At 65.9% G+C, this 13,139-nt stretch carries 9 protein-coding genes; 4 read left to right on the top strand and 5 right to left on the bottom strand.

Annotated features, from left to right (window positions below; all coding sequences use genetic code 11):
* Positions 1 to 79 precede the first annotated feature (79 nt).
* On the bottom strand, positions 80 to 2,371 hold the full coding sequence (locus VT03_RS28200; RefSeq protein WP_075096096.1) for a VIT domain-containing protein: 2,292 nt from the start codon (positions 2,369 to 2,371) through the stop codon (positions 80 to 82).
* Between the two features lie 263 nt (positions 2,372 to 2,634).
* Here VT03_RS28200 and VT03_RS28190 point away from each other — a divergent pair, with 263 nt between their 5' ends.
* Both VT03_RS28190 and VT03_RS28185 read left to right on the top strand, forming a co-directional pair.
* Positions 2,635 to 2,817 (top strand): twin-arginine translocase TatA/TatE family subunit, encoded by a 183-nt coding sequence (locus VT03_RS28190; RefSeq protein ID WP_075096094.1) that lies wholly within the window; start codon positions 2,635 to 2,637, stop codon positions 2,815 to 2,817.
* 310 nt (positions 2,818 to 3,127) lie between these two features.
* The gene (locus tag VT03_RS28185; RefSeq protein ID WP_075096093.1) at positions 3,128 to 4,324 is read left to right on the top strand and encodes a class I SAM-dependent rRNA methyltransferase; all 1,197 of its coding nucleotides are present in this window, start codon (positions 3,128 to 3,130) and stop codon (positions 4,322 to 4,324) included.
* A 297-nt stretch (positions 4,325 to 4,621) separates the two neighbouring features.
* Here the strand turns inward: VT03_RS28185 and VT03_RS28180 are convergent, their stop codons facing one another.
* Complete coding sequence (locus tag VT03_RS28180; RefSeq protein ID WP_255378414.1) at positions 4,622 to 5,962, bottom strand: IS4 family transposase; 1,341 nt, start codon at positions 5,960 to 5,962, stop codon at positions 4,622 to 4,624.
* A gap of 196 nt (positions 5,963 to 6,158) precedes the next feature.
* The gene (locus tag VT03_RS28175) at positions 6,159 to 7,442 is read right to left on the bottom strand and encodes a DUF1552 domain-containing protein (RefSeq protein WP_231870539.1); all 1,284 of its coding nucleotides are present in this window, start codon (positions 7,440 to 7,442) and stop codon (positions 6,159 to 6,161) included.
* Between the two features lie 287 nt (positions 7,443 to 7,729).
* Between VT03_RS28175 and VT03_RS32955 the strand changes: the two genes are divergently transcribed.
* Entirely contained in the window at positions 7,730 to 8,869 is a 1,140-nt protein-coding gene (locus VT03_RS32955; RefSeq protein ID WP_082846597.1) for a Sua5/YciO/YrdC/YwlC family protein, read from the top strand.
* Positions 8,869 to 9,357 (top strand): ribose 5-phosphate isomerase B, encoded by a 489-nt coding sequence (rpiB, locus tag VT03_RS28160; protein WP_075096091.1) that lies wholly within the window; start codon positions 8,869 to 8,871, stop codon positions 9,355 to 9,357. Before VT03_RS32955 ends, rpiB begins: the two co-directional genes overlap by 1 nt.
* Positions 9,358 to 9,639: 282 nt before the next feature.
* Here the strand turns inward: rpiB and VT03_RS33850 are convergent, their stop codons facing one another.
* Positions 9,640 to 11,568 carry a hypothetical protein gene (locus tag VT03_RS33850; protein WP_075096090.1) on the bottom strand — a complete coding sequence of 643 codons (1,929 nt, stop codon included), beginning with the start codon at positions 11,566 to 11,568 and terminating at the stop codon, positions 9,640 to 9,642.
* Between the two features lie 402 nt (positions 11,569 to 11,970).
* The gene (locus VT03_RS28150; protein ID WP_075096089.1) at positions 11,971 to 12,534 is read right to left on the bottom strand and encodes a 3-hydroxyacyl-ACP dehydratase FabZ family protein; all 564 of its coding nucleotides are present in this window, start codon (positions 12,532 to 12,534) and stop codon (positions 11,971 to 11,973) included.
* Between the last annotated feature and the right edge of the window lie 605 nt (positions 12,535 to 13,139).

The raw sequence follows: 13,139 nt of genomic DNA, 5'->3' as shown, positions 1-13,139 counted from the left end.
GTGCCGCACCGCCGCTCCGCGGGGCGTCGACATCGGAGTCTCGGTCACGGTGAACGTCGATGCCGTTCTCGCGTCCGGGTCACTTGATGAGATAGACCTGCCCGCGAAGTTCGACCAGCAACTCTTCGTCATCGTGCTGGGCGCTCAGCATCTCGTTGTCCGCGGCGGAGTTGTCCGCCACCAGCTTGAAGTAAGCCTCGGAGTAGCGGGCGATCTCCTGGATCTTCGACTTGTCCTTCGCAAGATCGAGGTCCGCCGTCCTCGGAGTCATCAGAACCTTGCCGCGGCGGTAAAGGGTCTGCTGCCCGGACTGCCGCACCAGGTCGGTTGTGACCTCTCGATTCGTCTTCTCGTCGATGTAGGACGGGGCCGAAGCGGCGGGGGCCGGCGTCGCCCCGGACTTCCGTATCACGCTCTTCTGCACTCCGCCGTAGTTGCCGGCGTTCTGCAGCGCGGCTTTGTCAGCCCGTTGTGCCACCCCCGAGATCCCTTCCGCCGCCTCCAACTTTTTGAGGTTGTCGCCAGCCCGTTGGAAGTTGTCGGTCAAGGCAGCCAGCTCACCCGGACGGACGGTTTCATCAGCGAGAAACGACGTGTAGGGGGTCAGGATGCCGTGCTTCGTGGAGAGCGCGACGAGTTCCTTCACGAGCTCGTCGTTCTTTCCATGCAGGTCGATCTCATCGATGATCTCACCGATCCGCCGCATCGCCCACAGTTTCTCGACGAAGGCGAAGGTGGCGCTGGCGCTCTTCTCCGCGAACTCCGCCGGGAAGTCGAAGTTCACTCCCTCCCGTCCGACGTTCCCCCCGATGCGGATCTTGGCCGCTCCGGACTTGCGGTAGCGCCCGACGATGACCACCTGCTCTCCCGCAAAGACGTCGAAGACCTTCTTGGGATACATCCGGTTGACGGGGCCTCCCTCTTCCGTCTTCGCGCTGTCGAACTCGAAGTTGACGTCCACGTTGGTGAGAACGGGAGCCGAGATCCGGCCGTAGACGGCGCTGACGTGGGCCTCGATGTCTTCGTCGGGACGGACATACTCGCTCGCGCCGAAGTTCTCCCGTGAGAGCCGGTCGAGCAGCCGGCTGTTGACGTCGTAGCCGACACCGAAGTTCAGCATCCGGGCGTGGACCTTGTTGGCCTCTTTCGTCGCCAGCACGATCTTGGATTCGTTCTGTTCGCCGACCGTCGGCAGGCCGTCGGTCAAGAAGATCACGTAGCTCGGACGGCCCTCGTCTTTGAGCATCGCCAGCGCGGTCGTGGTCGCCCCGTGGATGTTCGTCCCGCCGCCGGCGAACAGGTTCTGGACGTATCCTTCAGCCGCCTTCCGGGTTTCGTCGGTGTAGCGTTCGAGCTCGGGCCGGAAGGCTTCGACCGCGGAGTCGTAGGCGACGATGTTGAACAGGTCTTCCTCGTGAAGGTTGTTCAGCACGAATTTGAGCGCCGCCTTGGCCTGTTCGATCTTCTTCCCGGTCATGCTCCCCGACTTGTCGACGACGAAGATCACGGTCTTGGGAATCCGGACCATGTTCCTCGACAGATCCGGGCTGGCGAGCAGCAGGAAATACCCGTCTTCGTCGGTCGGGCGGTAGGAGACGACCGAGGCCCCCAGCTTGCCGGGCTGAACGTCGAACAGGAGGCGGAAGTCGGAGCTCGGGATATCGTTGGAGCGTTCGTAGGTGACGCGGGCGTGGGTATCGTCGGCCCGCTTGATGTCGATCCCGTGCGTCGGGCTGTAGATGCTCTTGAGGGGGGTGGCGGATTCGATGCCGATCTGAACGGAGACCTTTTCGACCGCCTGGGAAGAGAAGCGGGCCGTGCTCAGCGGGAACAGAAAGTCGGTGAGGTGCTTCTCGCGCCGCAGGAGCTGGCTGTAGCTGAGCGTCACCTTGCGTTCCGCCCCCGGCGGGATGGGGAAGACGTTCGTCTGGAACATTCCCGAACCGATCCACTGCAGCAGGGCGGGATCGCGGCTGGAGCGGACGATCGCCTCGTATCTGGCCTTGGCCTCTGCGGCGGGGAGCAGTTTTCCGGGGAGTTCCTTGCCGTCGACCAGGAGCGTCAGGGAGTCGATCGCCGCGTCGTAAGGGATGGGAAAGACGAACTGGGCCTCGATCTGCCGCGAGCCGCTGTTCTGAAAGGTCTGCGACACCTGGACCCGGGCCGCCTGGTCGACGATCCGGGCGTCCACGGTCACCTCCTTGACCCGGTACGTCTGCTCGACCGGAGCCGGAGGGGGAACCGGACGCGGGCGGGGGAGGGGAACCGGTCGTCCCGGCTCGATGATGACGAGCACCCCCTGGCTCCAGACGGCGGGGGGGAACACGGCCACGAACAGCACCGCAACCAAAGCCCAGACGAGACGTTTCATGATGGCCTCACAGACGACGCGAAAACGCTCCGGCGCAAGAGACGCCCCGGTCCGCCGGTGAGTTCCGGAAATCGGCTGCGACCGGAAAACTCTGTGGAAAACGCTCTTTCGGAACGCGGCCCCCGATCAGATCCCCTTCCGAATTCCGCCACTTTCGAACGGCGACGGGGCCGCGTAAGATGGAAGCCGACAGCGAGATGTTCATTCGCTGAGAATCCGCACTCCGTCTGGTCCCTCCGCGGCCCGACACCCGGAGACGTCCGATGACGCTCGCCTACCTGATGCAGCCGACCGCGTGGCTGATCCTGATTGTCGTCTTCATCGTCCTGTTTGGAGCCCGTCTCCCGGACGCCATGAAGAACCTGGGGGCCTCGTTCTCCTCGTTCAAGAAGGGGATGAAGGAGGGTGAGGACGAGGCCGAGGAAGAGAAGAAGCTCAAGAACTGACGCGCCGCACTGGCCGCGTTCGACGTCCACCGCATCCATTTCAAGAACTCGCCGGAGTTTCGGCGAGTTCTTCCCGTTCCGGGCGCCGACGATGGCGCACGCGAGCGGCCACGCTCCACCGATCATGCCCAATCCTCGCCCGCCCCGTCGTCCTGGTCCCTCGTCTCCTCCGCCGGCCGGCGGTCCCCGCGGTCCGCGACCGGGGGGGTATTCCCGACCACCAGGACCAGGCGGACCGCCCCGCGAGCCGTTTGCGGGCGGATACTACGGCGAGGACCGGCCGCGGCCTCCGCTCTCGGCGGAGCATCTCGTGCAGCGCGGTCTCGGGGTCGCCCCGGATCAGCGGTTGCCGGTCGTGGAGGTGAAGTCTCCGACGAGCAGCCAGACGCTGTTCCGCAAGCGGCTCGGCGACATCGACCGCCGCGCCCAGCCTGGGGATCTCGTCGAGCTTCGGCTGCCGGACAAGTCCCGCTTTGGCCAGGGGCTCTACAACCTCCGGGCCGAGGCGACGATTCGGATTCTGACGCGGGGCGATCAGGTCGCCGATGAGGAGTGGTGGACGCGGCAGCTTCAGTCGGCGATCGATCTCCGTACGGACTTCCTGAAGCTCGGCGCGACGAGCGACGCCTGGCGGGTCGTGCACGCCGAAGGGGACGGTCTGCCGGGACTGGTCGTGGACCGGTACGGACCGGTGCTGGCGCTGGAAGTCTATTCGCTGGCCATGTACCAGCGGGCGACGGCGATCGCGGAGATGCTCTCGCGGCTGATGGACACGCAGCACTGGGTCGTTCTGCCGGCTCCCCGGACGCTCGACCACGAGGGGTTCGAGGCGGAGCCTTACAGTTCGCCGGACCTGCCTCGCCACGTGACGATCACGGAGTCGGGGACGAAGTACGAGATCAACTTTGCCAAGGGGCATAAGACCGGGTTCTTCTGCGACCAGCGGGACAACCGCCAGGAGCTGACCCGGTTCACACAGGGCAAGAGCGTTCTCGATCTGTGCTGTTACACCGGGGGATTTTCGGTGGCGGCGAAGAGCCGGGGCGGGGCGGGGGAGACGACGGGGGTTGACCTGGACGAAGACGCCATCGGGTTGGCGAAGAGAAACGGCCGGATCAACCATGCCCAGATCCGCTATGTCCATGCGGACGCGTTCAATTACATGCGGGACATGCGGACGAACGGCAAGACGTTTGACGTGGTGGTTCTCGATCCCCCGAAGCTGGTTCATTCCCGCGACGAGGAGTCATCGGGGAAGGGGAAGTACTTCGACATGAACCGGCTGGCGATGCAGCTGGTCGCTCCCGGGGGCTTGTTGGTGACGTGCAGTTGTTCGGGGCTTCTGGCGGACGAGGATTTTCGGCGGCTGGTGATTGCGGCGGTGCCGGAGGATCGGCGTGCCCAGATTCTTCACACGGCGGGTGCGGGAGCGGACCATCCGATTGCGACGAATTGTCTGGAGACGGGTTATCTCAAGACGGTCTGGGTGCGGTTTCCGGGACCGTAGACAACTTCTAAGGGTGTCCTCTCCAACCGGGTCCAGGGGCTACCCTGGTGGGGAGTGCAGAGGGGCAACGCCCCTTTGCCCGCCGGAGGCCCGTCTCGTCTCGCTCTCTCTGAAGGAGCGCGTGTCCAAGCGCGGACGCCGTGCCGGATGCCCCCACATCAACCCGCAGGAATTGCAAAGCCAGCGGTGTGATGTGAGGGAGTCCTCAACGCTGGTCCCACAAAGGGGACGTCCGTTGCTTACAACGGTTCCTCATGGAAGTGCCTCCGGCGGCAAGGGGGTGAGACCCAATGCTGTTCATGATCGGGCTTGTAACGTGGTCCGAAGTCGTTGGAGTTGTTGGAGATCTTCTCGGGTGGCCGGTTGGATTTTCGGGGGGCCGGGCGGCCTGTCCTGCTTCGGTCTCGGCCACCGGCGGATCTGTTTCGGGCCGACTCGACCGTCCCTGTCCACCACGGCCTGACAAAGCTGGTCCCGCAAGGACGGCATGCGGCGGACGGGGCGGCCGTGGACGACTCGACGAAGCAGACGGCGGACGGCGTCCCGAGCTTTGGCGGCAGACCAGTTCGCCGGATGCGATCCCGAGGCGATCAGTTCCCGAGCCGTCAGCAGTTGCAGTAGCCAACTCGCCAGGACATGCCAGGTCTGCTCCGCCAGCGCGCCCTCCGGCGTGCGGCTCCGCAGCGTCTGATGGCAGAGCGTCTGCTTGAGCGAGCGATAGTGCAGCTCCAGGCCCCAGCGGAGCCGGTAGATCTCGGCGGCGTCCTCGTCGGACAGCGCCCTCTCGTCGTGGATGTTCGTGACCAGCGAGACCGGTCGTTTCTGATCGTCGCGAACGACGATCAGTCGCAACACGACGGGCGGCTGGTCGCGGCAGCGGGTGGGCCACAGCGAGACCGTCTGGCCTTCGGTCTCGACCGCCCAATCCAAGTCAGGACCGTCCAGGCCGGTCAGGAGCCGGATGTTTCCTCCCACCCGCAGGACGAAGTCGTGCCGGTTCCGGGTGAGCCAGCGGCACAGCTCAAAACTGATGAAGCCGGCGTCGGCGGTCAGCAGGGAGCGGGGCGGCAGGTTGTCCCGCATGTCGTCCAGCTGTCGCCGCTCGCTCTGTGTCCCCGGCCCCAGACGGAAGTCCCATGGCAAGCCGGTTCCGATGTGCAGGAGTGTCGTCTGGAAGACCTGCGGCGTGGTCCCCTCCTTGCCGGCGCAGCCCAAGGCCTGTTCGTTGGGCGTCGTGCGAGGGGCTTCGAAGCGGGAGCCATCGACGCCGAAGACCGCCCATCCCCGGACTCGCCAGTCGTCCAGATGCTCGGCGACGAACTGTCGCAGGCGCAGGAGGATCGGATCTCGCATCCGGGGGAGACCACGAACGCGGGCGGCCAGGAACCCGGAGAGCGAGTCGCCGATGGTCCAGGCGGGAAAGACTTCGCGGAGGATGTCGCAGGCGGCATCGAACTGCTCGCGGAGGGTCACCTGGGGCTGCCAGCTCATGATGGTGGAGACCCAGAAGATCTTCAGCGGGGTCCAGCCGGTGTTGCCGTGCGAAGAGAACCGGCTGAACCACTGTGGGGGAAAGACCGTGGCGATCGCCTCAATGAATTCGTGACGATACGATCGCCGCTGTGGCTTCCAAGCCATCTTCGAGCCTCCGTGCATCGGGCCTGTGTCGTAGAACAACACAACCGATGACGAGGCTCGAAGTCTTTTGCAATCCCACAGTTAACGCCAGTTCCGAGACAGAGTCGCGAACGGCGTTGGGTGAGACCCCCTTGACCCCAGCTACCGTGGAACGTTGGGTTTGAGCGCCGGCGAGGACGCGGTTCGGGCCCTGTGATCAGGCCATTCCCTTGAGCCGCTCGGTGCTGTCACCCAGCTTCTCGCACGGGACACCCATCCAGTCCAGCATCGTCAGATAGAGATTCGTCAGCGGGACTTCCTTCCCGAACTTGACGTGCTCGCCCCCCTTGAGACGGCCACCAGCACGCCCGGCCAGGACGATCGGCAGGTCGTCATGGTTATGGCGATTGCCGTCCCCAATACCGCTGCCGTAGACCAGCATCGTGTTGTCGAGCATCGTCCCGCCCGCTTCCTTGATGCCGTCCATCTTCCCAAGGATGTAGGCCAGCTGCTTCGTGTGGAACAGGTCGATCTGCTTGAGCTTGTTCCGCTTCTCTTCCTTGCTCTCGTGGTGCGAGAGGTCGTGATGCCCCTCCGGAACCCCGATGAAGCTGAAGCTGCGGCCGCTTCCCTCGTTCGAGAAGACGAACGTCGAGATGCGGGTCACGTCGGTCTGGAAGGCCAGGATCATCAGATCGCCAAGGAGCTGGATGTGCTCCTCGAACGAGTCGGGAATCCCGACCGGAGCGGGACGATCGACGAGGTTCCCCCCCTGCGACTTGCCCGCCTTCTCGATCCGGATCTCCAGCTCACGCACGGCCGACAGGTACTCGTCGAGCTTCCGGCGGTCCGCCATCCCGAGCTGCGTCTGGAGACGGGTGGCGTCTTCCTGCACGAAGTCGAGGATGCTCTTCTGGTACTTCTGCCGCCGGGCCCGCTGGGCGGTCGTTTCGCCGACGCGGCCGTTCGTGAACAGCCGCTCGAAGACGTACTGCGGATTCGTCTCCTTCGGGACCGGCTGCGTCGGGCTCCGCCAGGAGATGCTGGACGAGTAGGCGCAGCTGTAACCCGAATCGCAGTTGCCCGACTGGGCCCCCGCGTCGCATCCGATTTCAAGCGACGGGAAACGCGTATGCTTGCCGACCGACTGGGCGGCGATCTGGTCGATCGAGATACCGGCGCGGATGTCCGCACCGTCGGTTTTCTTGGCCTGCGTCCCGGTGAGGAACGTCGAGAGAGCGCGGGCATGGTCTCCGCCGCCGTCGCCGTTCGCAAAGGCCTTCCGCTGCGCGAGGCCGGTCATGACCGTGATCTTTTCCCGAACCGCGGCCAACGGCTCCAGCGTCTTGGTCAGTTCCAGGGCGCCGGTCTTCGCCGGCGTCCAGGCGTCCATCTGCTTCCCGTTGGGAACGTAGAGGAACGCCATCCGGAGCGGAGACTTCGACGCCGGGGCGGCAAACGCGCTGCGGGGTCCCATCGCCTCGAGCCACGGAAGGGCCATCGCCGCTCCGAGTCCACGCAAGACCGCTCGACGAGACAGAACACCGCTCTTCATTGGTTCGCCTTTCCGGGGGCTCGTGGACGTCCGCGCCAACGCTTGGCACACGCCTGCCTGTCTACTTTCCCAAGCCCATCGCTCAAATATATCGGTTTGTTGATCCGAACGGGAGCGTGTTTCCTTCGGCGGGGCGTGACATTCCGCATTTCGTGCCGTAGTGTTTTCGCTGAACCCTCCGATCAGGCCGGCCTTGTGGTCCGGACCGCGGGGGCGGGGGCCCATGTGGCAGTATGACACAGGTCATTGATCTTCGGCACGTGGCAGCAATCGGCGAACTCGCCGAGGACATCGCCGCTGCGCTGACGGCCGGCCAGCTGGTCGGCTTACCTTCAGAGACCCGGTACCTGCTCGCCTGCTCGGCCGCATCCGCCGACGCGGTCGAACGGCTGATCGCCGCCCGGCCCGAGGCGTCGGCCGAGGACTTCGCCCTGCTGATTCCGCAGCAGGAATCCCTGCAGGACTTCGTGACGCACCTTCCCCGCTCGACCGGGCGGCTCCTGCGGCGGTGCTGGCCGGGGCCGGTCGTGGTGCGGGCGGGCTCCGTCGCCGGCCACTCGTTCCACGCCTTTCCGACCGCCACGCGCAAGCTCTTGGCGGAGGCGGACGTGCCGATCTGCGTCCCGGCCTTTCCTCTTCTGCGGCGCGTCGCGGAAGGAATGGCTCCGCCGGTTCTGACGGTCGCGGCCCGGTTGCCGACTGGCCGGACCTGGAACGATTCCGACGGACTGGAAGTCGCACGAATTCATGGCCAGGACCTGGAAACCGTGTACGATTCCGGTCCCCCGCGACATCCACAGGGGCCGACCGTCATCGATCTGACGGCCGCGGGCTGGAGACTCATCCGCGAAGGGGTGGTCCCCGCCTCCATGATGTCCCGACTCAGCAGCCTCATGATTCTGTTCGTCTGCACCGGAAACACCTGCCGCTCTCCCATGGCCGAAGGGCTCTTCCGGCGCGTGGCAGCGGATCGCCTGGGCTGTACCGTCGACGAACTCGCCGACCACGGGTTCCTCGCGCAGTCCGCCGGCGTTTCGGCCGTGACCGGAATGGCCGCCGCCCCGGAGACCCTGGCCATCCTGAGATCGGCAAGCGTTGATCTGTCTGACCACAGCAGCCAGCCGGTGACGGAAGATCTTCTGGCTCAGACCGACTATGTGGTGGCGATGACTGCCGCCCATCTCGACACGCTGTATAATGAATTTCCGGAGCACCGTCCGAAGATGCGCCTGCTCTCTCCGCAGCGCGACATCGGCGATCCGATCGGACAGGGGATGTCGGTGTACGAGGCCTGCGGAGCGGAGATCCGTCAGGCCCTGGAAGCCTTCCTGGACCACTTGATCCAGGAGAGAGAAGAAGAGGCCTCGCGATAATGAAAGTTGCCGTTGCCAGTGACCACCGGGGTGTTCGCGTCAAGAGCCAGATCCTGGCTCAGCTCGTGGAGCTCGGTCATGAGGCGATCGATTGCGGGCCCTCGGAGACCGCAAGCGTCGACTATCCTGACTACGCGGCCAAGGTGTCGCGGATGGTCGGCGGCGGGACCGCGGACCGCGGGATCCTGATCTGCGGGACCGGGATGGGGATGTGCATCACCGCGAACAAGTTTCGCGGCGTGCGGGCCATCATCTGCCACGACGACGTCGCCGCGGAGATCTGCCGCCGGCACAACGACGCCAACGTTATGTGCCTCTCGGCCGACCTGATGGGGGATCGCCTCCTGGGACGCGTCGTCGAGACTTGGCTCAAGACCGAGTTCGAAGGGGGTCGCCACCAGCGCCGCGTTGAGAAGATCACCGAGATCGAGAATCAGGTGTGCGACGTGGAAGAGAACGCCGAAGGGACCAAGGGCTCCTGCGGCTGAGAGTGGTCGGCCCGCTCGCGACACGTAAAGTCAGGCTTCACGCGCAGGATTCATACGAGAGTGCCATGAGGCGCAGCTGCGCGCCCACTTCGTCGCTCTCGATCCGCTCGAATGACAGGCACGGCTGACGAATCGCTTTGGCCCAGCAGCGGCCGGCCCATTCCAACACAGCCCCGCGGGCTGCGTCACCGGCTTCCATCAGCGCGTCGCGAACGCGACCAAGCAGTCGGTGCGGCGCGAGAGCGTCTCCCCGCTTCCAGGGAGACGCTCCGGCCTCATCAACTATTCCACTTCGGAGCCCGAACGCCGGCCGCGATCGTCCGACCGCCGGCCACCGTCGTCCCGCCGGCCACGCGGCCGTCCCGAGCCCGAGCCCGAGCCCGAGCCCGAACCTTCGGGGCGGGAACCTTCCCGACGCGGACCACCGGACGACCGGCCTCCGCCGCGAGGTTCCCGAATCCGGCGCACGAGCAGCGAGATCGCCTGCTCCCACGTCGGAACGTCGCGGTTCGTCAGCTGAGGAGCCGGTTCAAGACGGTCCGCATCCCTTTCGGTACCGCGCTCGCTATCAGCGGCCGGCCGCGGAGCCCGCTCGCCGGAGGGGGCCGAACCCCGGGATCGCGATCCCGATTCGTCCCCGCGTGCCGGACGACGGGAACGGGGACGTTCTTCCTCGTCCAGGCCACCACCAAAGTCATCCGCCCCTTCGGCCGAAGCGGGAACCGCTTCATCGGCGGGAGGAGCGTAGGCCTCCTCGTCCGGGCGGCGCCGCCCGCGACGCGGCCGACGCCCTTCCTGATCCTCACCCCGGCCGCGGTCCTCGCTGCGCGGGCGTTCTTCTCCACGAGGCCGCTCTTCGCCTCGGGGCCGCTCTTCACTGCGGGGCCGTTCTTCGCTGCGTGACCGTTCTTCGGCCCGCGGACGCACTTCGCCACGACCGCGGTCATCACTGCGGCTGCGCTCTTCGCCCCGTCCGCGATCCTCGCCTCGGCTGCGTTCTTCCGAGCGACCGCGTTCTTCTCCGCTCCGTCCACGTTCCTCGGACCGGCCCCGGTCTTCCGATCGGCCGCGCTCTTCGCCGCGACCCCGACCGCGCGACGGACGGCGTCCGCCGCGTTCCGGCCGGCCGGCGGCAGGAGCGGGAGCTTCAGGCTCCGATTCGCTCAGGCCGAACTCTTCGTCATCCGCTTCGGCGATCGGCTCGGCCTCTTCGGCGAAGTCGAGATCCTGATCGAACAGGTCTTCGTCATCCCACGCATCCTTGGATTCAAACGCGGGCTCGGCGGGCCGCTTCTTCCGCGGCGGAGGGGCTTCCCGGGACGGGGCCGCCTCGCGCTCCGCTCGCGGCGGAGCCGACGGCTCCCGATCCGCAGACCGTTCCGAACGGCGTCCGCCGGACGAACGACCGCGACCGCGGCCTTCCGACGGACGGTCCTCCTGCGGAGGCGGGGCAGGGGCGGGAGCAGGCTCAGCCGCACGGGCTCCCTCGGGCCGACGCCGCGACGGGCGTTCTTCCGCGACGGGCGCCTCGAATTCGAACTCCTGCGCCGGCTCGCGGGCCGGACGCTCCGGACGGGCTCCCCGACCTCCCCGCGACGACTCGCGCGGACGGTCTTCTCCCCCGGCCGAATCCGAGCGTCCCCGCGACCGTCCGCGATCCTCTCCCCCCTCGCGTCGGCGCGAGGAGCGGGAGTCCGAGTCGCGGGACGAAGAGCGTCCACCGCTCCGCTCCGGAGCGGATTCCCGACCCGAACCGGACGAGGCGTTCCAGTCCCATCCTTCGAGGGCGTCCCAGAATTCGTCCTTCTCGCCGGCATCCTTGGTCGCCATCGCGGGCGCCTCGGGCTCCGGTTCCTCGGCTTCGAAGTCGTCGTCCACTTCGCTCAAGGACGCGGCCGGTGCCGAAACAGCGGGCGACGCAGGGGCAGTCGACCGGTCTTCCAGCAGGCCGCCGCCGAAGTCGTCGTCGAAGAACAGATCGTCGTCCGCAGGCGACGAAGCGGAGGCTGGAGCGGCAGCGGACGTCACCGCCGGCTCGCGCGAAGCGGCCGGTGCGGCGGGAGCCGGAGGAGGAGCGAGGTCGCCGAAGTCGAGCCCTTCAAAGTCCGAAGGATCCCCGATCGGCCCCTGGGGATCAAAGTGAATGCCGAGGTGATTCGCAGCCTGGGAACTCAGGGGCGAATCGGGATCTTTCTTCGACGGAGTGCTCATTTCCACTTTCAAAACAATGGGAACCGAAGAAGATCGCGCCGTCGGAGATGGGGAGAAGACGGGGGAAATTCCGGCCCTGTCCATTTGCAGGGAAGACCCCGTGCAGGCTACTCCGGCGATGACGCGAAATCAATCGGGACCGACGGCATCAGAATCGTCGCCCGGACGGTCGTTCCCAAGGAGCCGACGCCTCGCGTTTCGCCCGGTCGATCGAGCCCGTTTCCCCGATCAGAACCGCACTCCGGCGGGCGAGTCGACGTCGCGAGCCCGGCCCATGCGGCGCGGTCCGCGGAACACCGGCCGTCACGCGCCGCGAGACTCTCACCCCCCTGCGCCGTTCCGGCGAGAGACACCCCGAGCCTCGACGTTCGAATACACCGCCGCCGCCATCCGCGGTCGGACCTAGAGGCCGCTTCCGATGAGTTCCTTCGACTCCGGCCGAGTCGTTCCCGCGCGAAGGCCTTTTCGCTGTGCCGCAGCGCAGTCGAGCGGGACGCACAGCAGGTCTCCCGAATACACAGGCTGAGCGTTCACTTCCGCAAAGAACTCCATCCGCGCCGCGCCAGGGGGATCGATGTCGATCGTCCGGACCGCAACGACCAGCCGGCAGGGAGCAGAAATGCTGTTGAAGAACCGCAGGTTCCCCAGCCCCCCAATTCCGAACACGCCCACGCTCGGGAACAGGCCCGACCGCTTCAGGAAAAAGACGGCCAGCTGCGCTGCGGTCTCGACGCACCCGGGCGACAGCGTACGGGGTTCGTCGGGGCACCAGAAGTCGTTCGACGACAGGTCCTTGTAGCCGACGGCCCAACCCGACGGGACGTCCATCGCGAGGACCCCGGACAACTGTTCCATCGCATCCCGCTGCGGATTCGTCCTTCGAATCTCTTCGGGGCCGTACTGAGGCGGAAAGTCCGCCATCAGGGAAAGGTCCAGCAGGGAAGCAATCTCGGGTCGTGACGGCATTCAAAATCCCTTGTGCGATCCTGCGCGATGGCGACGAAGCACAGACGCACTTCCGCGACCCGCTGACCTCGCGAGAATCGTGCCACGGGCCATCCGCAAGGATCGCATCGGGGCACAACCGTTGTGAAGTGTATTCTTTGGTAAACAACAAGACGAGTCTGCCCCAGCCCCCCGCGCGGCAAATTCAAAACCACAACTTTTTATCCGAAAACATCTTACAATCGTTCTCGGCAAGTTAACCGGCTCTGCATCGGCGGCCACAAGACTATCGGGCGGCCCCTTCCGGAGCTTTCGCCGATGGCTCGCGACCGGTCCCGGGCGGCTCCCGGAAATGCCGTAAAAAATGCAAGGCTGCCTCTCTTCGTTCCGGCCGAAACGATTCCGATCGTCAGGCACGGGAAACGGATCGCAACGGCCGCGAATTCTGGGCACCATGGAATCGCGTTCTGGACGACCGTAGCCCCCTGCATTCATGCTGCTAGCAACCAACGGGACTCCTCTCTCGCTGGCCCGGAGCGAATCTCGTCCCTGACGAACTTCGCTTCATCACCCTTTCAGGCGCCTGATTTGCAAGAGCGTCCCCAGCGAACGCTCTCGAGGCAGGC

It is taken from the genome of Planctomyces sp. SH-PL14 (assembly GCF_001610835.1).
Lineage (GTDB): Bacteria > Planctomycetota > Planctomycetia > Planctomycetales > Planctomycetaceae > Planctomyces_A.
This window is presented reverse-complemented; position numbering and strand designations above follow the sequence as displayed.

Excerpts from the sequence above, each read along its gene's own strand:
- VT03_RS28200 (WP_075096096.1), bottom strand. The coding sequence starts at position 2,371 with ATGAAACGTCTCGTCTGGGCTTTGGTTGCGGTGCTGTTCGTGGCCGTG.
- VT03_RS28180 (WP_255378414.1), bottom strand. The coding sequence starts at position 5,962 with ATGGCTTGGAAGCCACAGCGGCGATCGTATCGTCACGAATTCATTGAG.
- rpiB (WP_075096091.1), top strand. The coding sequence starts at position 8,869 with ATGAAAGTTGCCGTTGCCAGTGACCACCGGGGTGTTCGCGTCAAGAGC.
- VT03_RS33850 (WP_075096090.1), bottom strand. The coding sequence starts at position 11,568 with ATGAGCACTCCGTCGAAGAAAGATCCCGATTCGCCCCTGAGTTCCCAG.
- VT03_RS28190 (WP_075096094.1), top strand. The coding sequence starts at position 2,635 with ATGACGCTCGCCTACCTGATGCAGCCGACCGCGTGGCTGATCCTGATT.
- VT03_RS28150 (WP_075096089.1), bottom strand. The coding sequence starts at position 12,534 with ATGCCGTCACGACCCGAGATTGCTTCCCTGCTGGACCTTTCCCTGATG.
- VT03_RS32955 (WP_082846597.1), top strand. The coding sequence starts at position 7,730 with ATGACACAGGTCATTGATCTTCGGCACGTGGCAGCAATCGGCGAACTC.
- VT03_RS28175 (WP_231870539.1), bottom strand. The coding sequence starts at position 7,442 with ATGGCCCTTCCGTGGCTCGAGGCGATGGGACCCCGCAGCGCGTTTGCC.